General features: G+C 72.6%; 23 protein-coding genes. 17 read left to right on the forward strand and 6 right to left on the reverse strand.

The annotated features are described in order from the left end of the window. The first annotated feature begins 91 nt into the window (after positions 1-91). Together VF330_RS09140 and VF330_RS09145 are read left to right on the forward strand one after the other, a co-directional pair. The gene (locus VF330_RS09140; RefSeq protein WP_330851075.1) at positions 92-766 is read left to right on the forward strand and encodes a type 1 glutamine amidotransferase; all 675 of its coding nucleotides are present in this window, start codon (positions 92-94) and stop codon (positions 764-766) included. After that, a complete protein-coding gene (locus VF330_RS09145) occupies positions 763-1,440 on the forward strand; it encodes an MOSC domain-containing protein (protein ID WP_330851076.1) in 678 nt (225 codons plus the stop codon). The genes VF330_RS09140 and VF330_RS09145 overlap by 4 nt, the downstream gene beginning before the upstream one ends. A 10-nt stretch (positions 1,441-1,450) precedes the next feature. On the opposite strand, the gene VF330_RS09150 is transcribed toward VF330_RS09145, so the two are convergent. Further along, positions 1,451-2,089 (reverse strand): MarR family winged helix-turn-helix transcriptional regulator, encoded by a 639-nt coding sequence (locus tag VF330_RS09150; RefSeq protein WP_330851077.1) that lies wholly within the window; start codon positions 2,087-2,089, stop codon positions 1,451-1,453. 173 nt (positions 2,090-2,262) lie between these two features. Here VF330_RS09150 and VF330_RS09155 point away from each other — a divergent pair, with 173 nt between their 5' ends. From VF330_RS09155 to VF330_RS09180, 6 genes are all read left to right on the forward strand, one after another. Beyond that, a complete protein-coding gene (locus tag VF330_RS09155) occupies positions 2,263-2,856 on the forward strand; it encodes a protoglobin domain-containing protein (protein WP_330851078.1) in 594 nt (197 codons plus the stop codon). A gap of 4 nt (positions 2,857-2,860) precedes the next feature. Next, complete coding sequence (locus tag VF330_RS09160; RefSeq protein WP_330851079.1) at positions 2,861-3,421, forward strand: redoxin domain-containing protein; 561 nt, start codon at positions 2,861-2,863, stop codon at positions 3,419-3,421. A 59-nt stretch (positions 3,422-3,480) separates the two neighbouring features. Next, a complete protein-coding gene (locus tag VF330_RS09165; protein ID WP_330851080.1) occupies positions 3,481-4,020 on the forward strand; it encodes a peroxidase-related enzyme in 540 nt (179 codons plus the stop codon). 129 nt (positions 4,021-4,149) lie between these two features. Continuing rightward, complete coding sequence (locus VF330_RS09170) at positions 4,150-4,602, forward strand: hypothetical protein (RefSeq protein WP_330851081.1); 453 nt, start codon at positions 4,150-4,152, stop codon at positions 4,600-4,602. A gap of 14 nt (positions 4,603-4,616) precedes the next feature. Beyond that, a complete protein-coding gene (locus tag VF330_RS09175) occupies positions 4,617-5,789 on the forward strand; it encodes a sensor histidine kinase (protein WP_330851082.1) in 1,173 nt (390 codons plus the stop codon). Beyond that, complete coding sequence (locus VF330_RS09180; RefSeq protein ID WP_330851083.1) at positions 5,789-6,433, forward strand: response regulator transcription factor; 645 nt, start codon at positions 5,789-5,791, stop codon at positions 6,431-6,433. The genes VF330_RS09175 and VF330_RS09180 overlap by 1 nt, the downstream gene beginning before the upstream one ends. Here VF330_RS09180 and VF330_RS09185 read toward each other — a convergent pair. Further along, positions 6,426-6,884: an RDD family protein gene (locus VF330_RS09185; RefSeq protein WP_330851084.1), complete on the reverse strand. Its 459-nt coding sequence runs from the start codon at positions 6,882-6,884 to the stop codon at positions 6,426-6,428. The two genes, VF330_RS09180 and VF330_RS09185, sit on opposite strands and share 8 nt — an antisense overlap. 258 nt (positions 6,885-7,142) lie before the next feature. Between VF330_RS09185 and VF330_RS09190 the strand changes: the two genes are divergently transcribed. From VF330_RS09190 to VF330_RS09225, 8 genes are all read left to right on the forward strand, one after another. Beyond that, positions 7,143-9,440: a DUF7617 domain-containing protein gene (locus VF330_RS09190; protein ID WP_330851085.1), complete on the forward strand. Its 2,298-nt coding sequence runs from the start codon at positions 7,143-7,145 to the stop codon at positions 9,438-9,440. A gap of 141 nt (positions 9,441-9,581) precedes the next feature. Continuing rightward, positions 9,582-10,820, forward strand: coding sequence for an MFS transporter (locus tag VF330_RS09195; RefSeq protein ID WP_330851086.1), 1,239 nt, complete (start codon positions 9,582-9,584; stop codon positions 10,818-10,820). A gap of 36 nt (positions 10,821-10,856) precedes the next feature. Next, positions 10,857-11,270: a hypothetical protein gene (locus tag VF330_RS09200; protein ID WP_330851087.1), complete on the forward strand. Its 414-nt coding sequence runs from the start codon at positions 10,857-10,859 to the stop codon at positions 11,268-11,270. A 72-nt stretch (positions 11,271-11,342) separates the two neighbouring features. Then, positions 11,343-11,972, forward strand: a complete 630-nt coding sequence (locus VF330_RS09205; RefSeq protein WP_330851088.1) for a DJ-1/PfpI family protein — start codon at positions 11,343-11,345, stop codon at positions 11,970-11,972. Between the two features lie 184 nt (positions 11,973-12,156). Beyond that, entirely contained in the window at positions 12,157-12,609 is a 453-nt protein-coding gene (locus VF330_RS09210; RefSeq protein WP_330851089.1) for a hypothetical protein, read from the forward strand. Positions 12,610-12,645: 36 nt separating this feature from the next. Then, positions 12,646-13,473 (forward strand): alpha/beta hydrolase, encoded by an 828-nt coding sequence (locus VF330_RS09215; protein WP_330851090.1) that lies wholly within the window; start codon positions 12,646-12,648, stop codon positions 13,471-13,473. Beyond that, entirely contained in the window at positions 13,470-14,183 is a 714-nt protein-coding gene (locus tag VF330_RS09220; protein ID WP_330851091.1) for a class I SAM-dependent methyltransferase, read from the forward strand. Before VF330_RS09215 ends, VF330_RS09220 begins: the two co-directional genes overlap by 4 nt. After that, complete coding sequence (locus tag VF330_RS09225) at positions 14,180-15,703, forward strand: FAD-dependent oxidoreductase (protein ID WP_330851092.1); 1,524 nt, start codon at positions 14,180-14,182, stop codon at positions 15,701-15,703. The genes VF330_RS09220 and VF330_RS09225 overlap by 4 nt, the downstream gene beginning before the upstream one ends. Here the strand turns inward: VF330_RS09225 and VF330_RS09230 are convergent. The 4 genes from VF330_RS09230 to VF330_RS09245 all read right to left on the reverse strand — a co-directional run bounded on the left by VF330_RS09230 (position 15,700) and on the right by VF330_RS09245 (position 18,867). Further along, positions 15,700-16,551, reverse strand: coding sequence for a MerR family transcriptional regulator (locus tag VF330_RS09230; protein ID WP_330851093.1), 852 nt, complete (start codon positions 16,549-16,551; stop codon positions 15,700-15,702). The two genes, VF330_RS09225 and VF330_RS09230, sit on opposite strands and share 4 nt — an antisense overlap. Then, complete coding sequence (locus tag VF330_RS09235; protein ID WP_330851094.1) at positions 16,548-16,835, reverse strand: WhiB family transcriptional regulator; 288 nt, start codon at positions 16,833-16,835, stop codon at positions 16,548-16,550. Before VF330_RS09235 ends, VF330_RS09230 begins: the two co-directional genes overlap by 4 nt. 129 nt (positions 16,836-16,964) lie before the next feature. Then, positions 16,965-17,951 carry a DUF5914 domain-containing protein gene (locus VF330_RS09240; RefSeq protein WP_414675361.1) on the reverse strand — a complete coding sequence of 329 codons (987 nt, stop codon included), beginning with the start codon at positions 17,949-17,951 and terminating at the stop codon, positions 16,965-16,967. Further along, positions 17,941-18,867, reverse strand: coding sequence for a phytoene/squalene synthase family protein (locus VF330_RS09245; RefSeq protein WP_330851095.1), 927 nt, complete (start codon positions 18,865-18,867; stop codon positions 17,941-17,943). Before VF330_RS09245 ends, VF330_RS09240 begins: the two co-directional genes overlap by 11 nt. Before the next feature lie 144 nt (positions 18,868-19,011). Between VF330_RS09245 and VF330_RS09250 the strand changes: the two genes are divergently transcribed. Further along, a complete protein-coding gene (locus VF330_RS09250; RefSeq protein ID WP_330851096.1) occupies positions 19,012-20,100 on the forward strand; it encodes a polyprenyl synthetase family protein in 1,089 nt (362 codons plus the stop codon). Positions 20,101-20,105 lie beyond the last annotated feature (5 nt).

Genomic DNA, 20,105 nt, shown 5'->3' on the forward strand with positions numbered 1-20,105 from the left:
CAGATAGTTAGGACTCCTAGCGAGACTGTGTCATGCTGGGCGCGTTCGGGGCAAGTAGTCCGGATCAGTTCAAGAAAACGAGGGTCTTCCGGTGCGCTCGGTGGTCATCCAGCACGTTGCGTTCGAAGGGCCGGGTCTCGTCACGCCGGCGTTGTTCGCGGTGGGGAGCACGGTGTCCGTGGTCCGCGCCGACCTCGGCGACGAGCTGCCCGCGGCCGCGCAGCTCGACGTGCTCGTCGTGATGGGCGGGCCGATGGGCGCACTCGACGACGACGAGCACCCGCACCTGGCCGCGGAGCGGGAGCTGATCGCGGACTGCGTGCGGCTCGGCAAACCGGTCCTCGGGATCTGCCTGGGCGCCCAGCTGCTCGCCGCCGCGCTCGGGGCGGCCGTGCACCGCGGTCCGGTCGCGGAGATCGGCGCCGGCACGGTGGAGATCATCGCGGCCGACGACCCGGTGTTCTCGCCGTCGGGGCCGCGGATCCCGGTGGTGCACTGGCACGAGGACACGTTCGACCTGCCCGCCGGGGCGCGGCTGCTGGCCCGGTCCGGCCTCTACGCGCACCAGGCCTTCCGGGTGGGCGCCGCCTACGGGCTCCAGTTCCACGTCGAGATCGGCGCGCAGGAGCTGTGGGAGATCACGCCGCACCTCCCGCCCGACCACAAGATCGCGCTCGCCGAGGTCGACGAGGTGGAGTCCGAGGGCGTGCGCGTGCTGGCGCGGTGGGCCGCCTTCGCGGCCGCCGTGGTGGAGGGGAACCGATGAGCGGCGGACGCGTGCTGACGGTGTCCACCGGCGCGGTGCGGCAGCTGTCGTGGCGCGGACGCACCGTGCCGACGGCCATCGCGAAGACGCCCGTGCTGGGACGGGTCGACGTCGGCGCGCTCGGGCTCGCCGGGGACGAGCAGGGCGACCGGGACAACCACGGCGGGCCGGACAAGGCGGTCCTGCTCTACGCGAGCGAGCACTACGCGGCCTGGGCCGACGAGGTCGGCGAGCTGGCCACGCCCGCGTTCGGCGAGAACCTGACCACGTCAGGACTCCTGGAGACCGATCTCGTGATCGGCGCCGTCTACGCCGTGGGGTCGGCGCTGCTCCAGGTGAGCCAGCCGCGGCGGCCCTGCTACAAGCTCGCCGCCCGGCACGACGTCGCGGACCTGGCCGTGCGGACCCAGCGCACCGGCCGCACGGGCGTCTACCTCCGGGTGCTCAAGCCGGGGCGGCTCGGCGCGGGCGACGAGATCGTCCTCGCCCGCAGGCCCCTGCACGGCATCACCGCCGCCGAGGTGCACCGCGTGGTCAACCTCGACCGCGACGACCTCCCCGCGGCCCGGCGCCTGCTCGACCACCCCGGCGTGCTGCCCGAGTCGTGGGCGAGGACGCTGGGCCGTCGCTTCGACGGCCACTTGGAGGACCAGGCAGCGCGCCTGCACGGCTGAGAGCCGGGGGTCAGGGGGCGGCGCGCTGCCTGCGCCGGCCGGCGGGGGCGTCCGCCGGTTCGTGCTCGGGGCAGTCCGTCCGCAGCTGCGCCAGCGGCAGCGGTATGCGCAGCAGGTGGCAGTGGTGCGGCACGGCCGGGTCCGGGTGCTCGTCGCGGCCGAAGAACCGGCACGTCGTGCACGTGTGCGTCACGCTCACCACGCCCGTGCGGTGCAGGTCCCCGATCACCCGCAGCAGGGTGTGCAGCGTCGTCGCCCGGTCCGCCTCGGGGATCCCGGCGAGCGCGGACGTCAGCGGATCGTCCCAAGAGGACAGTCCGCGGGCGACCTCCGCGCCCGTGGCGGTGAGTGAGAGCACCCGGCGGCGGCCGTCCGTGCCGGGGGAGCGGGTCACGAGTCCCTTGCGCTCCAACGCCGTCACGGCGTCGGACATCGTCGGCGTCGTCACGTCGAACTCCGCGGCGAGCGCGGCCACCTCGTGCCGCGCCTGCGGGTGCAGCGCGAGCGCCAGCACCGCCTGCTGCTGCAACGGCGACAGCCCGTGCTCCCTCGCTGTGCGCTGCGCCAGTGACCGCATGCCGTGCCCGAGCCGCTCGAGCGCGTCGGCCAGCCGCCGGTCGAGACCGGCCGTGCCGTCGGTGTCAGTCATGCGATCCGCCTCGCCAGTAAGGACTCCCCACGGTGATGGTACGTCCTCGCGGCGATGAGACGTGGGTCACCAGTCGAAAAAGTTGGTAGGAGTCCTACCTAATTTGTGGCAGACTCGAACTCGCCCCGCCGGGGAGATCCCCTCGGCAGTCCTCCCCGATCGAAGGAAGCGACATGACCTCTCCCGAACAGCCGCCACCGGGCTACACCCACGACGACCCGGACCTGGCGCCGTCGCCCGTCACGACCGGCGACCTCGAGGGCCTGCTCGCGAGCGTCCTCTTCGGACCGGCCGACCAGGAGGCGCTGCGCACCGCCGGTGAGATCCTCAGTGGACAGATCGACGCGATCCTCGACGTCTGGTACGGCTTCGTCGGCTCGCACCCGCACCTGGTGGCGTACTTCTCCACCCCGGACGGCGCGCCGATCGCCGACTACCTCGCACGGGTCCGCGCCCGCTTCGGCCGCTGGATCGTCGACACCTGCACCCGCCCGTACGACGAGCGGTGGCTGGCCTACCAGCACGAGATCGCGCTGCGGCACACCGAGCCGCACAAGAACGAGACCGACGACGCCGACTCGGTGCCGCACATCCCGCTGCGCCACATCATCGCGTTCATCTACCCGATCACCGCGACGATCCGGCCGTTCCTGGCCGCCGGCGGGCACTCCGACGAGGAGGTGGACGCCATGCACCAGGCCTGGTTCAAGGCGGTCACCCTCCAGGTCGCGCTGTGGTCGCAGCCCTACGCCGGACGGGCGTGGTGACGTCGTGAGCCCGCTGCTGTCCCCGCCGAGCGGCCTGCTGTCGCCCGCGCCGCCCTGGGAGACGACGGCCTGGTTCAACAGCGACCCGCTGGACCTCGGCCGGCTCCGCGGCCGCGTGGTCGTGCTGGAGGCGTTCCAGATGCTGTGCCCCGGCTGCGTGACCCACGCCCTCCCGCAGGCCACGCGCCTCGCGCGGACGTTCGGCGACGAGCTCGCCGTCGTCGGCCTGCACACGGTGTTCGAACACCACAAGGCGATGACCCCGGTCAGCCTCAAGGCGTTCCTGCACGAGTACCGCATCACCTTCCCGGTCGGTGTCGACGCCCCCGGTGACGAGCACCCGACGCCGGTCACGTTCGGCCGCTACCGCATGCGGGGCACGCCCACCACGGTGCTCATCGACCGCGACGGCGTGCTGCGCGCCCAGAAGTTCGGCGCCGTCGACGACATGGCACTCGCCTCCGCCGTCACCAGGCTGCTGGACGGCACGGCGCCCTCGCCCGTGGACGCGATCGGCGGCACCGCGGCTGCGGGCGCGTGCTCGATCGACGGCACCTGCGCCTGATCCACACCCCCGCCCAAGACCCGCAACACCCCTCATCACCAAGGAAGAAGAGAACAACCATGTCCCGCATCGACCTCACCAACCCCGACCAGGTCACCGACGAGCGCGCCGAGACCCTCGCCGAGATCAAGGGCGCCTTCGGCCTGGTGCCGAACATGTTCAAGGCGGTCGCGAACTCCCCGGCCGCGCTGCGCAGCATGTGGGCCCAGTTCGGCGCCCTCGGCGGCGGCGCGCTCGGCGCCAAGGTCGGCGAGCAGATCGCGGTGGCCGTCGCGGACCGGAACCGCTGCGACTACTGCCTGTCCGCGCACACCATGCTCGGCAAGAAGGCCGGTGCCACGGCCGAGGAGATGAGCAACGCGCAGAGCGGCAGGTCGGACGACCCGCGCACCGCCGCGATCCTCACCCTGGCCACCGCTCTCGTCGAGCACCGCGGCCAGATCGGCGACGCCGAGGTCCAGGCGGCCAAGGACGCCGGGCTGACCCAGGAGGAGATCGTCGAGACGGTCGCGCACGTGGCGCTCAACGTGTTCACGAACTACATCAACGTGGCGCTCGACGTCCCGGTGGACTTCACCCGCGTGTCGCTCACCCGCTGAGCCGTCCGGACGAGGGGCCCGGCATGCTGGCGGTCCGGCAGGACTGCCGCAACCGGGCTCTCGGCCGAAAGTACGAGATGCGCTCCTGGGCTTTCCCGCCCGCTCCGACCCGGTCCTACCGTCGTGATCATGACTACTGCAACGGGCAGGGCCCTGCCGCCGAAGACCGTCAACGCCGCGTTCGCGGGGTTCCTCGTGTCCTGCGTCTTCGCGGTGACGTCCATCGGTGTCCTGGTGGGCACGCGCGACGAGCTCGTCGACGCCCTGCGGGCGTCGGGCACGCGGATGACCGAGGAGCAGCTGCAGAGCGCCGCCACCATCACCCAGTACACGTTCGCCGGCATCGCGCTGGTGATCGCGCTGGTGCAGCTGTGGCTCGCGTTCAAGCTCCGCTCGGGCCGCAACTGGGCGCGGATCCTGCTGAGCGCGTTCACCGCTCTCCAGATCGTCAGCCTGTTCGTCGGCGAGGGAACCGCGACGCTGCCCGCGTACGGCGGCGCCCTGGTGGCCGGGCTGGCGGTGGTGGCGAGCTGGCTCCCGGCGTCCAACGCCTACTTCGAGACCGTCAAGAAGGCGCGGTAGCGGAGAATGCCCGCATGACCGCAGAGGGAACGACGGCGCGGCGCGGCGTGTTCGTCGCCGAGGTCGCGGTGCTCGTCGTCGCGGTCGTCGTGGACCTGGTGCTGGCGACCCGCGGGGACGCGCCGCGGGGTGTGCTGGGGCCGTTGCTCACCACCATCGTCCCGTACGCGGGCGAGGCGACGGCGGTCCTGGCGGTGCTGCGCCGCCGGTTCCCGCGCCGGATCGAGCTGCTCGGTGGCGCGGTCGTCGCCCTCTCCCTGCTCGGCACGGCCGTCGCCGGCCTGGTCGACCGGGTTCCCGCGCAGCCGCCGGTGACGGAGGTGCTGGCGGTGCTCCTGGTGGCCGCCGCGGGGTGCCGCCGGCTCCCCGCGGTGCGGGCCGCGGTGCTCGCCGTCACCGCCTGCGCCACCGTCGTGCTCGCGCCGGTCGTGCGGTACGGGCTGGGCTTCCCGGCCGCGCTGTTCCCCGTGGCCGCCGCGCTGGCGTGGGGCGCCGCGGTCGCGCTCGGCCTGATCCTGCGCGACGCCGACGCCCGGCACCGCCGGGAGCTGGACCGCATCCGCACCGAGGACCGGCTCCAGCTCGCCCGCGACCTGCACGACCTGGTGGCGCACCACGTCACCGGCATCGTGGTGCGCACCCGCGCGGCCCAGGCGCTGGCCGGGAACCCGGCGGCACCGCCCCAGGACCCCCTCGACGTCTACGACCAGATCGAACAGGCCGCGGCGGAGGCCCTGACGGCGACGCGCGGGCTCGTCGGCGTGCTGCGCAGCGACGAACCGCTGCCGTCGCCGAGCCTCGTGCTGGGCGACGTCGTGCGCGCCGCCGTGGGGGAGGAGGCGTCCGTGCAGATGACCGGCGACGTCGACACGCTCACGCTCCCGGCGCAGGTGTCCGTCGCGCTGCACCGGGTCCTGCTGGAGGCGTTGACGAACACGCGCCGCCACGCCCGTGCCTCCGAGGTGCTGGTCACGGCCAGGACCGACGGGGACGAGCTCGTGCTGGAGATCGACAACGACGGCGCGCCGGCCGGTCCTCCCGCGCAGGGCGGGCACGGCGTCGTCGGCATGGGGGAGCGGATGGACGCGCTGGGCGGCGAGCTGACCGCGGGACCGCACGGCGACGGGGGCTGGCGCGTCACCGCGAGGCTGCCGCTGGAGCCCGGCACCCTGCCGAGGGGCATCTGATGACCATCCGCGTGCTGATCGCCGACGACCAGACCCTCGTGCGCACCGGCTTCCGGCTGATCCTCGACGCCGAACCGGGCATCACGGTGATCAGCGAGGCCGCCGACGGCGAGTCGGCCGTGCGGCTGGCGCGGCAGCTGCGCCCCGACGTGACGCTGATGGACATCCGCATGCCGAAGCTCGACGGCCTGCGGGCGACCGAGCTGCTGGCCGGGCCCGGCGTCGAGGACCCGTTGCGGGTGCTCGTGGTCACGACCTACGACGTCGACGAGAACGTCTACGCCGCGCTGCTCGCCGGCGCGTGCGGGTTCCTGCTCAAGGACGCCCGGCCGCGGCTGCTGGTCGAGGCGGTGCACGCCGCGGTCAGGGGAGAGGCGCTGGTCTCACCCGCCGTCACGGTGCGGCTGCTCGCGCACTTCACCGGCGGCGGCGGGCGCGAGCAGCCGGGCAGCCCGCTGACCGGCCGTGAGCTCGACGTCGTGCTGGCGGTCGCCCGCGGCTGGACCAACGCCGAGATCGCCGACCGCCTGCGCGTGTCGCTGTCCACGGTGAAGTCGCACCTGGCGCACGTGCAGGAGAAGATCGGCGCCCGCAACCGCACCGAGACGGCGATCTGGGCCTGGCGCACCGGCCTGCTCAGGTGACGCGGCGGACGACGACCGTGCCCGCGACCATGTCCCCGAGCCGCTGGTGGCGCGGCGTCACGGCGATCAGCACCGCGCCGACCACGCCGAGGAACAGCCCGTCCACGACCATCAGCAGCCAGCGCACGAAGTAGTCGCGCAACGACGGCTCGCCGCCGCGCAGCGTCGTGATCCGGATGCCCAGCCACCGCATCGCCGGTGTCGCGCCGCCGTGCCGGTACGGGTACCAGATCTCGATCCACACCACGCCGAGCAGCGACACCACCGGGATCGAGCTCACCGCGACGAGGGCGAAGCGCTCGGGCGGCATGCCGATCTTGACCAGCAGCAGCGACAGGAAGAACCCGGGGACGAGGCTCAGCACCGCGACGACCATCAGCAGGACCAGCTCGATCACGTGCTGGGAGTACCGGCGCAGGACGATCGACCTGGCTTCGGCGTCGAGGGCCACGCGCCCATCCTGGTGGTGCGCCCATCGGATTGTCCAATGGGCACTTCGGAGGGCGTTCGGGTGATTTTCCATTCGCGTCCGATGTGGAAAGCACTTGCCGCGACACCCGTGCCACGGCGCCGCACTGCTCTGATGGGGCGGACATCGTGTGCACGCGGGTGAGGGGAGGTGTCGGCATTCGGCGCAATCCCTAGCGTCAGCGCTCTGTTCCACTCCCACCGCCGAAGGGATCTGCTCGTGCGAAGACGCTTGCCGGCAATGGCGCTAGCGACCGTGCTCGCGGGCAGCGCACTCACCGCCGCCGCCCCCGTCGTGGCCGCTCAGCCACCCGTCTCCTCGCTCACCAAGTCCGTGCAGGGCGTGTCCGACCCCGCCTCCCACGGAGACACGGCCACCTGGGTCGTGTCCTACGACAGCGGCGCCAACGGTGCCGCCACCATCACCGACACCGTGGGCGCGGGCCAGTCGCTGGTGTCCGGCTCGCTGCAGGTCCCGCCGGGCTGGACCGGCACGGAGGGCGCGACGGTCACCGCCACGAACCCCAACGTGCGCAACGGTGGCACCGCTCTCACCAACCTGATGCCGCCGCCCGTCCAGGCCGGCGCGAGCTCCACCGGCGGCGACGGCTTCACCCCGATCGTGCACCGCACGCCGGACGGCACCCTGCAGTCGTGGAACGTCTACCACCACGCGGCCGCGGCGGCCCCGAAGCTGGTGTGCAAGAACCTGACGACCAACGCGCCGTGCGACGGCGGCCCGTGGCCGAGACCGCTCAACACGACACCCGGCCCGCTCGGCGCCGGCAACACCGGTGACATCCAGAGCCCGCTCGAACCGCAGTACGTCCGCGACCCGGAGAACCCGTCGCGCGTCTACTACTCGGCGACCACCGCGGGCTCGATCGGCGTCGGCTGCCTCGACCTCGACGCCCGGACCAACTGCGGCTACTGGCCGCTGATGAACCGCAGCGCGCAGACGTTCGAGATGGCCGGACTGGTCCAGGTCGGCGGAAACGCCTACGGCGTCGCGACTTCCGGCCACGTGCTGTGCTGGACGATCTCGTCGCAGAGCGCGTGCGCGAACCAGCCGTACGCGCCGATCGTGCCGCTCAGCAACAACGGCGGCTACTACCTCGGCGCGCTCACCGTCGCCGCGGGCAAGCTGTTCGCGTCGTCGTCGACGCCCGGCGGCTCCGTGCCCACCCTCGGCTGCTTCGACCCGGCCACCGCGACCGCCTGCGCCGGCTGGGCCACCGCCAAGCCGGTCGGACCGCTCGGCAACTACACCTACAACGCCTACACCGCCTACAGCACAACGGGTGCGGAGACCGGCGTCTGCGTCAGCACGACCGGCGCGAACGTCACCACGTGCTACGCGGTCGACGGGTCGGCGCTGCCCGCGCCCGTCTCCCCGGCCGGGCTGGAGAACGGTGTGCTGGTGTTCAACCCGGAGGTCGTCCGCACCGGCAACCGCGTGCGCAGCTACCTGCCGATCTGGGGCGGCCCGTACGCGGGCGCGGCGGTGTGCCACGACTGGAGCACCGGTGCCTCGTGCGCCGGGGTGCCGGCCCGCATCACGCACCCCAGTGCCAACAACGGCGTGACGAGGGACTACGGCTACGCCTACGACCCGCCCACCGGCTGTCTGATCGGCCTGGGCGACGCGGGCGTGCTGTTCTCGATGGATCCTGACACGGGGGCGTCGCCCTGCGTGCGCAGCGGCGCCTCCGTGTCGCTCACCCCCGGCCGGTTCTACTGCGACGGCAAGCCGCACGCGACGACGTACGGCAAGGCGCGCCTGGTCGGCGTCACGCCGGCGAACGTGAACTTCGGCGCGTCCACCGTCACGGTCGTCGACCAGGGCGGGAACCCCGTCGCCACACCGGGTTTCGCCCCGGACGGCACGGTCGACCTGAGTGGTGCCTCGGCCACGACGCTGACCGTGACGGCGACGCTCGTGCTGAACAACGCCTCCGACTTCGGCGGCGGCAACCAGCCGTCGCTGGTGGTGGAGTTCAACGGTGACGCGCCGCAGGTGTGCTTCCGCACCACGATCTCCGCGGACTGCCCGGTCACCTCGGTCGCGAACACCGCGGGTGCGACCGACCCGACGGGCACCCTCACGTCCAACACCGTGACGCGACAGGTGGCGCCGGGCTCGGCCTGCCTGCCGGACGTGGTGGTGAACAAGGAGATCTGCGGTTCGTACACGCCGGCGAACTGCAAGGCGGGCGGCACCGGGCCGTGGGCGAAGCAAGCCCCCGTGGGTGTGCTCGGCGTGCTGTTCGCGACCGCGTACTGGCGCGTCACCGTCACCAACAACGGCCCGATCGCGATCACGGACGCCGCCGTGGTCGACGACTTCGAACCGTCCTGCCAGACCGGGCCGTTCGCGCTGCAGCCCGGTGAGTCGAAGGTGGTGTACTGCTCGACTTACGCGTTGCTGTCGCTGTTCCCCCTGACCAACAAGGCGAAGGCGAAGTACACGCCGGTCGGCGCGACCCGGATGTACACCGACTGGTCGTCCGCGAAGGCCTGCTCGCTGCTCGCGTGCTGACCTGACGGACCCGAACGCGGCTGGGCCGGCCTGTCCCCGGTCCAGCCGCGTTCTTCCCTGTTCCTTCAGTGTCGGTCGAAATGCATTCGTTTCCGTTGATATGACAACTCGGGTCCACCGCCACCGACTTACGCTCACGGCATGGGGGACACCGACGAGCGCAACGCGACCGATCGCGACTTCACCCGGTACCTGAACGCGAGAGTGCTGTCCGTCTTCGGTGCCGTGGTGTCCGCCGTGACGCTGCCCGTGCTCGTCTACCGGTTGACCGGCTCCGCGGGGTGGACGTCGGCGGTCACGGCGGCGGAAGCGTTGCCGTACCTGGTGTTCGGACTGCCGGCCGGCGCGCTGGCCGACCGGCTGGACCGGCAGAGGATGATGGTCGCGCTGGACTTCGCCGTCGCCGGCGCGCTGCTGACCGTGCCGCTCGCGTGGCTGGCGGGTGCGTTGACGGCGCCGCACGTCGTGGTGGTGGCGTTCGCGACGCAGACGGCGTTCGTGTTCTTCGACGCCGCCAACTTCGGGGCGTTGCCCGCGTTGGTCGGCAAGGACCGGCTGACCGACGCCTATTCCAGGCTGTGGGGACGTACGACGGTGCTGGAGCTCGTCGTACCCGGTCTGACCGGACTGCTCGTCGCGGTCGTCGCTCCCGCCGCGCTGCTCGCGGTCAACGCGTTGACCGGCGTGGGCTCGGCGTTGTTGTTGCGGGCGATCACGCGGAGCCTGGCGAACCCGCGGCCGGTGCAGGGGGCCGGTGAGCTCGTCGCGGACGTGCGGGAAGGTCTGCGGTTCCTCTGGCGCGAGCCGGTGATCCGCACGTTGACGCTGGTAGGAGTGACGCACTCGGCGGCCAGCGGGGCGTGGGTGGCGGTGGTCGTGCCGTTCGCCGACCGGGTGCTGGGGGTCGCGCCGAGCGGGGACGTGCGGCTGGCCGCGTTGTTCAGCTGCTGGGGCGTGGGCGCGATCATCGCGTCGCGGTCGCTGCCGCGGCTCACGCGGAGGTGGGGCAACGCGCGGGTGGCGTTGGGGGCGTTGCCGCTGTCGTTGCTCGGAGGGGTGCTGGTGCTGGTCGGCGGGCATTGGCTGGTGGTGTGCGCGGCGGCGGTCTGCTGGGGCTGGGCGGGGGCGACCGTGGTGATCAACGGCATCACCTACCGGCAGCAGGTCTGTCCGGAGGAGCTCCAGTCGCGGGTGAACACGACGGGCCGGATGGTGGCGTGGGGACTCGGGCAGCCGCTCGGCGCCGTGCTGGCGGGCGGCGTGTCGGTGGCGGCCGGTGACCCGCGGGCCGGGCTCGCCGCCGGGCTGGTGGTGCTGGCGCTCGGCGTCGCGACGGCTTGGGTGACACCGGAGCTGCGCCGGGCGGCGCGACCGTCGTGACTGTCACGAATGGACCGGTGTTCTCGTCCACAGGGCATGAAACTGCTCCTGGACCGGATCAGCCTCGCCGTCATCGGGCTCACGTCGGTGTACGTGGGGATCTTCGCCTACTTCGCGACCGCGGCCTGGTACGCGGACTTCCCCGGCTTCGGGCTGCGGTGGCTGCCGCGGCTGGGCCCCTACAACGAGCACCTGGGCAAGGACGTCGGTGCCGCCTACCTGGCGTTCGCGGTGCTGAGCCTGGTGGCGCTGGGGTACGCGCGCAACCAGGTCGTGGTGCGGCTGGCGGGTGCGGCGCTGCTGACGTTCACCCTGCTGCACTTCGTCTACCACCTGACGATGCTGCACGTGTACGAGCCGCGCGACCAGGTGCTGAACGCGCTGGCGCTGGGCCTCGTCCTCGTGCTGTCGGTCGTGCTCGTCCTCCCGTCGCGGCAGGCGGCGGACTGAGCGCGGCCCCCATCTCGCCGAGACCTACGCTGACACCCGTCGCAACGCTCGAAGGGACATGGGGAAGTACTGGTGGAACAAGGATTTCACGCCTCGGCGGACAGTCCGTTGCGAGTGCAGGTCGTGGTGTTCGGCGGGGTCGAGGAACTGGACTTCGTCGCACCCGTCGAGGTGCTGGGGCTGGCGGGCCGGCTGTCCGGCGGCGCGATAGAGACGACGCTGGTGACGACCGGGGAGCCGGGCAGGGTCCGGTGCGCCTACGGCACGGAGCTCGACGTCGCGCACGGCTGGTCCCCGCACGGCGCCGACGTCATCGTGGTGCCCGGCGGCGGCTACAACCGCGGTGACGGGTCGGGCGTGCGGAAGGTCATGGCGGACGCGGACTTCCTGGCGAGGCTCGCCGCCGCCGAGGCGCTGCCGGTGGGCATCTGCACGGGGACGATGGCGTTGGCGGCGGCCGGCATCACGAAGGACCGCAACGCGACCACGCACCACGCCGCGAAGGCCGATCTCGCCGCGCACGGCGCGACGGTGGTCGACGCGCGCGTGGTCGACGACGGCGACCTGATCACCGGCGGCGGGATCACGTCGGGCCTGGACGTCGCGGTGTGGCTCGTCGAGCGGTTCCTCGGGGTGGGCGTCGCCCACCGGGTCGAGTCGCAGATGGAGTACGAGCGCCGGGGCACCGTCTGGCGCAGGTGACGGCCTGAGCTCCGCCCCCGCGGGACCGTGGTTCACCCGTGTCCGTTGCTGCGGACGGGTGAACTGCGTTCCGGTCGTCATGCACACCCCGGCGGGTCGTTTGACCATGGACGTTGTTGTAGCAACACAGACGCGCGGGGGCGCGGTCCGGTCGGGGGACGACTGGAGAGGAGACAGGCCGTCGATGGAGCGGCTCGACGACGTGCAGGCCAGGAACCTGACCCTGGCCGCGATAGGGGCGGTGAACCGCCGCGACCGGCAGTGGGCCGCGACGGCCGTGCAGGCCTTGGCCGCGCAGGACCAGGCGCGGATGGTCGCGATCGACACGTGTTCGGCGATCCTGCTGCGGGGCATCCCGTGCGGCTCGCTGGACCCGTCGGCGCGCATCCCGGTGACCGTCCCGGACGCGCCGGCCGACGAGCGCGCGGTCGCCGCGGCCTCGGAGCTGCTGAGCGGGCTGGCCTGCGCGGACGACCGGCGGGTCGTGTCCGTGCTGCGGGCGCTGGCGCAGGGGCAGGGGTTCGACGTGCTGCACGTGCTGGTGCGCGCGTCGGCCGCGTGGGTCGACGCGTACGTGGGCATCGACGGTGACACCGTCGACTCCTACTACGCGATCTCGAAGGAGGAAGGCGTCTGACGGTTTCGGTGCCCGGTGCCGGGGGACTCCTCCCGCGTGCCCAGCAGTGGACCGACTCCTCAGACGTGGACTCGTGGGAATGAGAACGGCGCGGCGGTCGTGTTCACGCACGGGACCATGGACGCCCACGAGACCTTCGACCCGTTGGTGCCGTTCTTCGTGGACGCCGGCTATCGCACGGTGACGTGGGACCTGCCGGGACACGGCGCCAGTTCGTCCGGCGGACTGGACTTCAGCGTTCCCGGCGCGGCGGCCGACCTGCTCGCGCTGCTCGACGGGCTGGGGGTGGAGCGGGCTGTGCTGGTCGGGCACTCGCTGGGCGGGTACGTCAGCCAGAAGGCCGCGATCCGGGCACCCGGACGGGTCCTCGCGCTGGCGTTGATCGGCGCCACCAGCCTGACGCTCAAACCGCCGGTCCTGCCGATGGCGGTCATGCGGTTGTCCGCGCCACTGCTGCGGCTCGTGCCGAAGCGGCTGGTGCGGCGCCGGGTGCCGGTCCACAGCACCTGCTCGTCGGGAGCGCGCGACCACCTGCGGCAGGCCGGCCGGCACGTCAGCGACGGCACCCTGGTGCACGCGTGGGGAGCGGTGGTCGACGCCGTCCGGCACATCGACCCGCGCCGGCGGCTGCGGGTGCCGACGCTGGTCTGCCGCGGTGAGCACGACACCACCGGCATCATCGCGACGGCAGCGCCGGACTGGGCGCGGCTGCACCGGCTGGTCCGCTACCACGTGATCCCCGGCGCCGGGCACCTCGCGCACCGCGACAACCCCGCAGGCACGGCGAGGGCGTTGCCGGCGTTCCTGCGGGATCCGCGCGCCGTCGTGCAGACTCGCCGCCCCGCCCATACGGTCGTCCTGTGAGGTCGGTTGATGCGAACGTGAACAAGTTCGAGGTGCCGGGGAAGTTCGACCGAGCCGCGCGCGGCTACGACTTCCTCGTCGGCCTCAACCCCGGTTACCACCAGGCGTTGCGGCGCTCCGCCGGTGCGTTGCGGCTCAAGCCCGGCATGCGGGTGCTCGACCTCGGGTGCGGCACCGGCGCGTCGACGGCGGCGCTCGTCGCGGCCGCGCCCGGCGTGGAGATCGTCGCCGTGGACGCGTCGGAGGGCATGCTCGCCCAGGCGCGGCAGAAGCGGTGGCCGCCGACGGTGAAGTTCGTGCACAGCCGCGCCGAGGACGTCGACGAGGGGCAGTTCGACGCGGTGTTCGCGGCGTACCTGGTGCGCAACCTGCCCGAGCCGGACGCCACCCTGCGCCGCGTGCGCGACTTCCTCAAGCCCGGCGGGCGGCTGGTGCTGCACGAGTACTCGGTGCGCGACTCGCTGGCGAGCACGGCGGTGTGGACGGCGCTGTGCGGGTTCATCGTGCCCGCGGGGTGGATCGCCACGGGTGACCGCTCGCTCTACACCTACCTGTGGCGCAGCGTGATGGACTTCGACGGCGCGACGGCTCTGCGGGACCGGTTGCGGCGCAACGGTTTCGTCGGCGTGCGCAGCGCACCGGTGCCGGGTCTGCAGCTCGGTGTCGTGCACACGTTCCTCGGTCAGGCCCCGGAGCGGGAGCAGCGGTGAAGGATCGCAAGGCCGTGCGGATCCCGGCTCCGGCCGGGCGGGCGCACTTCGACGGGAACGCGCCCGTGGTCGCCGTGGTGGGCGGTGGCATCGCCGGACTCTCCGCCGCGACGCTGCTGGCCGAGCGCGGGGCGCGGGTCGTGCTGTGCGAGCGGGAGGACTACCTCGGCGGCCGGGTCGGCGGCTGGAGCACCCGGCTCGCCGACGGCAGCGAGGCCACGATGACGCGCGGCTTCCACGCGTTCTTCCGCCAGTACTACAACCTGCGGTCGTTGCTCAAGCGCGTCGACCCCGCGGGACGCGCGCTGGTCCCGCTGCCGGACTACCCGCTGCAGCACGCCTCCGGCCACCGCGACAGCTTCGCCGGACTGCCGACGACCGTGCCGTGGAACGCGCTCGCGTTCCTGCGCAGCAGCCCGACGTTCAGGTGGAGCGACCTGCCGCGGGTCAACGCGCGCGCCGCGCTGTCGTTGCTGGACGTGTCGGTGCCGCGGACCTACGAGGAGCTCGACGGCATCGACGCGGCGACCTACATCGAGCGGATCCGCTTCCCGGAGGCCGCGCACGCCCTCGCGTTCGAGGTGTTCTCCCGCAGCTTCTTCGCCCACCCCACGCGGATGTCGGCCGCCGAGCTCGCGGTGATGTTCCACATCTACTTCCTCGGTTCCAGCGAGGGACTGCTGTTCGACGTGGCCGCGGACCCGTTCCCGCACGGCCTGTGGGAGCCGCTGGGCCGGCACCTCGCGTCGCTGGGCGCGACGGTGTGCACGGGCGTCGAGGTGAAGTCCGTGCTGCCGGGGGAGGACAAGCGGTTCTCCGTCACCATCGGCGACGGCGCGATCGAGGCGGACGCCGTCGTGCTCGCCGCGGACGTCCCCGGCCTGCGGGCGCTGGTCGGCGCGTCCCCGTCCCTCGCCGACGACGCGTGGCGCGAGCAGGTCGGCGGTCTGCGGACGGCGCCGCGGTTCCTCGTGTCGCGGTACTGGCTCGACACCCCGGTCGACGCGGACCGGCCCGGTTTCCTCGGCACGGGCGGGCACGACCTGCTCGACAACATCAGCGTGCTCGACCACTACGAGCACGAGGCACGGGCCTGGGCCGCGCGCACCGGCGGTTCGGTGGTGGAGCTGCACGGCTACGCGCTGCCGTCCGATGTGGACGAGAAGTCCGCGCGGGACCGGTTGTGGCAGCAGCTCACCGAGGTCTACCCGGAGACCAAGCGGGCGGGGATCGTCGACGAACGGCACGAGCTGCGCGAGGACTGCCCGCTGTTCCCGGCGGGCGGCTACGCGGGGCGGCCCGCGGTGACGACGCCCGACGAGTTCCTCGTGGTGGCCGGCGACCTGGTCCGCATCGACCTGCCGGTGGCGCTGATGGAACGCGCGGCCACCACCGGCTTCGCGGCCGCCAACCACCTGCTGGGCCGGTGGGGCGTGGCGGGCACCGAGCTGTGGAGCGTGCCGACGGAGGGCCGCGTGTCGCTGCTGAGGTCCGCCTCCCGGCGCTGGGGGACTACCTAGACCCGGCTCATCACCAGTTCGACCGCTTCGGCGAGGCCGGCCGGCCGCCGCACCGACGAGGGCAGCGTCATCCCGGCCCACCCCGGACCGGCGACCGCGACCAGCGCGGTCGTCCGCCGGCCGAGCTCGGCCAGCGGCACCAGTTCGGCGAGGTCGGCCCGGTGCGCCCAGACCAGCACCACGGACGGGCGCAACCGGACGACCGCGTCGCACAGCGCCTCCGGGGGCACCCGCGCCCCGAGGCTGCGCCACTGGCCGCCCTGCTCGGACAACGCCGCGCCCAGCGCCTCCAGGGCCAGCACGTGCTGCTCCTCCGGCGCGCACGCCAGCAGCGCGGCGAGCACGCCGGGGCCGTTGGCGCGCGGGACCTCCCGCAGCGCCTGCAGAACACTGCCGCTCGCCATGTGCTCGATCTCGACGCCCGACCCGCGGTCGGCGATGAGCTCGCCCAGTTCCACCAGGCACGGCACGAACACCGACTCCCACACCGAGACGACACCGTGGTCGGCGAGGAGCTTCGCGGCGAGGTCGAGCATCAGCGGTTCGTCGAGCCGTTTCGCGGCGGTCAGGAAACCGCGCTGGGCCTTGAGCGCCTTGTCCGCCCCGATCGGGGCGCTGGTCCTGGTGGCGGGCTCCTGACGGGCGAGCACGGCGGCCGACGCCGGCGAGACGCCCTGCCCGATGAGCACGACCATCCTGCGCAGCACGTCGACGTCCGCCTCGTCGTAGCGGCGGTGGCCGCCCTCGGTGCGCTCGGACGGCCCGAGCCCGTACCGCTGGTCCCAGGTCCGCAGCGTGGTGGGGGCGATGCCGAGCATGCCCGCCACGGCGCGGGGCGTGTAGGTCACGACCGGCGGGCTCGCTTCGCGAGGATCGCCCGCAGCTCGCTCTCACCGAGCCCTCCCCAGATGCCGAAGGTCTCGTGGACCTCCAGGGCGTGGGAACGGCAGCGCTCCATGACGGGGCAGCGCTGGCAGATCGCCTTGGCCGCGGCTTCGCGCTGCTCGCGCGCGGATCCGCGTTCGTTGGGCGTGTGGAAGAAGTAGGCGCTGTCCATGCCGCGGCAGAGACCGGCCAGCTGCCAGTCCCACTCTTCCGCGACCGGTTGGGGCAGACGGGACAATTCAGGCATGACTTACGTCCTCTGCTGAGACGACCACGGTGGAAAGCCCATCGTAAAATCGACTCAGAAACGACGCAACTCGGGGGTCGGCGTGTCGCGTGAAACAGGGCGGCCGCGTGTCAGCCGCCCTGACGTGGACTAGTCCGGGAACTTCCCCGCCTTCCGCAGCGCGTACCGGCGCTCCGCGTAGTCCAGGTCGTCGCGCCACAGCCGCGCCGCCGCCCACTTCATCATCGGCCGCAACGCCCCCGCGACCGGCTTGGCCAGCGCGAACCCCGGCCGGTCGGAGTGCGCGATGGTCGCCTCGACCACCGCGGTCCTGCCGTCGCGGATCGGGGTGGCGTGCGTCTCGACGACGCTGCCCTCGCCCTCGCCCTCGACGATGTGCATCACGATCGTGCGCGGCTCGGGGCAGCTGAACGCGGCGATCACCGGCACGCCCACGCGCCCGGCCAGCCGGAACGTCACCTCGACCAGGAAGCGGTCGTCCGTCTCGGTCGGGGTCTCCAGGACGTGCAGGTTCGCGAACGAGTACGGGTGGAACCACGCGCCGTGCCACGGGTCCAGCCGGTTGGCGATGACGTCTTCCGGGTCGCAGCGGCCGATGAGCGTCGCCACCGCGTCGATCGACCCGGCGGGCGGGCGTTCGGGCAGGATCGGCGCGTCGAGCGGTTCCTCACCGCCCACCTGGTCCAGGCGGACCCACACGAGCACGCCGTCGTCGAAAGCCGGGTACGGGGTCCACGCGCCGAATCGCTTGCCCTCCAGCGCGAGGCCGTGCCACCGGCAGATGAGCTTGCCCTCGGCCACGGCACCGTCGCACAGCGGTGCGCCCAGGTGCGGACAGGAGCCCGAACCGGCCATCAGGACGCCGTGGGGGCCGCGCCAGAGCACCACCTCCTGGCCCGCGATGGTGCGGCCGTACGGCTTGCCCTTCACCACGTCCCTGCTCGTGCCCGCGACGAACCAGTTGCCGGACGGGCGGGCCGTCGCGCGCTTCAGGGCCGACTCGATCAGTGCCGGTTTCGCGTCCTGCCACGTCGGCCGCTGCTCGCGCCACGGCGGGCTCGAGTAGATCCGCAGCGGGATCCGGTCGCGGATGGCCTTCTTCGCCTCAGGCCGCACGGGCGAACACCGCCCTCGCCAGCGCCGGCAGCGCGACGGCGAGCCGCCTGCCGTTGGAGACGACGACGCGGCGCGACAGCACGTCGCAGTCCGCGCCCTCGACCAGGTCGAGGATCCGGCCGTAGAGCCGGTAGGCCGTCAGGACGCACGGGCGCGAACGCGGTGCGAGCATGCCGATGCCCGGCCATGCCCGCGTGTACACCTCTCGCGCGCGCCGGACCTGGTCGCGCAACGCGGCACGCACCTGCGGGTCGGCGTGACCTTGCGCACGCGCGTGCATCAGCCGCTCGCGGTCGACACCGAACTCCGCGAGCTCGTCGGCCGGCAGGTAGACGCGGCCGCGGTCGAGGTCCTCGCCGACGTCGCGGATGAAGTTCGTGAGCTGGAAGGCGATGCCGAGCGCCGCCGCCGCGGGCTCCGCCTCCTCCCTGGGCACGCTGGTGCCGAGCACCGGCAGCACCTGCAGGCCGATCACCGCGGCGGAGCCGTGCACGTACCGTTCGAGGTCGGCGTACGTGGCGTAGTCGGTGACCGTGAGGTCCATCCGCATCGAATGCATGAAGTCCTGGAAGTGCTGGACGGGGATGTCGTAGCGCCGCACGGTGTCGACCAGCGCGGCGAGCACCGGGTCGTCGGTCGACTCCTCCCGCAGCGCGGACTGCACGCGGGCGTCGATCGCCAGCAGCGCCTCGGCCTTCTCGTCGGGTCCACTGTGGACGTCGTCGACCACGTCGTCCACCCAGCGGGCGAACCCGTACAGGGCGTGCACGGCGGGCCGTTGCTCGGCGCTCAGCAACCTCGTTGCCAGGTAATAGGTACGGCCGTGCAGTGCGTTGAGCTCACGGCAGCGCCGGTACGCGTCGCGCAACGCCGGTGCGGTCACACCCGCGGCGTCCAGTTCGCGCTCAGCCGACATCAGCGGTCCTTTCACGGGGAACGTACCCCCAACGCTAAGACCACACGTTTAACTCCGCACAACGGCGGCATTCATCATGCGAACCCCGGACCCCGCTGCTTAGCTCGAACCACCGAACTCCCGCCGACTCCCGAGGGAACGCCGATGTCGCTGCTGACCAGCGTGGACGCTCGCACGTCGCACGTGGACGACTTCCGGGTCCTCCTCGACGACGCGCTGCACGACTTCCTGCGAGCCAGGCAGGACCTCGCCCCCGAGCTCACAGCCGAGCTGCGCGACCTGATCCTGGCCGGGGGCAAGAGGATCAGGCCCACGTTCGCGTGGTGGGGCTGGCGCGCGGCCGGCGGCTCCGCGCACACCTCCGAGCTCACCGACGCCGTCGTGCGGGCCATGGTCGCCCTGGAGATGCTCCAGTGCTGCGCACTCGTGCACGACGACGTGATGGACCGTTCGGCCACCAGGCGCGGCAAGCCCGCCGTGCACGAGTCGTTCGCGGCGCTGCACCGGCACCAGCGGTGGTCGGGCAGCGCGCGCCAGTACGGCGACTCGGCGGCGATCCTGGTCGGCGACCTCGCGCTGGCGTGGGCCGACGACGCCCTCGTGACCGCCGGGCTGCCCTCCGACGCGCTCGGCCGCGCCTGGGGGCCGTGGCAGGCCATGCGGACCGAGATGATCATGGGCCAGCACCTCGACATCCTGGCGGTCGCCCGCCGCGAGGAGTCGCTGGAGCACGCCGTGCGCGTGGCGGCGTTGAAGACCGCCGCTTACACCGTCGAACGGCCGCTGCACCTCGGCGCCGCCCTCGCCGGAGCCGACGAGAACGTCGTGGACTGCCTGCGCGCGTACGGACACGACATCGGCGTGGCGTTCCAGCTGCGCGACGACCTCATCGGGGTGTTCGGGGACTCGTCGGTCACCGGCAAGCCCGTGGGAGAGGATCTGCGGGAGGGCAAGCGGACGCCGTTGATGTCGATCGCGCTGTCTCGCGCCCAGGACCGGCCCGCGGCGCAACGGCTGCTGCGGCGGTGCCTGGAGAGCGGCGCCGTCAGCGACCGGACCGTCGACGAGGTGCGGGCGCTGCTGGTGGAGCTCGGCGCCGTCGCCGCCGTCGAGAAGCACATCGACAGCCTGGCGGTGTCCGGGCTCGCGGCGCTGGACCGCGCCGTGATCGACGACGAGGCGCGCCACGAGCTGGTGCGCCTCGCCAACCGCGCCGTCGCGCGCACGACCTGACTGGG

It is taken from the genome of Lentzea sp., assembly GCF_036380075.1.
Lineage (GTDB): Bacteria > Actinomycetota > Actinomycetes > Mycobacteriales > Pseudonocardiaceae > Lentzea.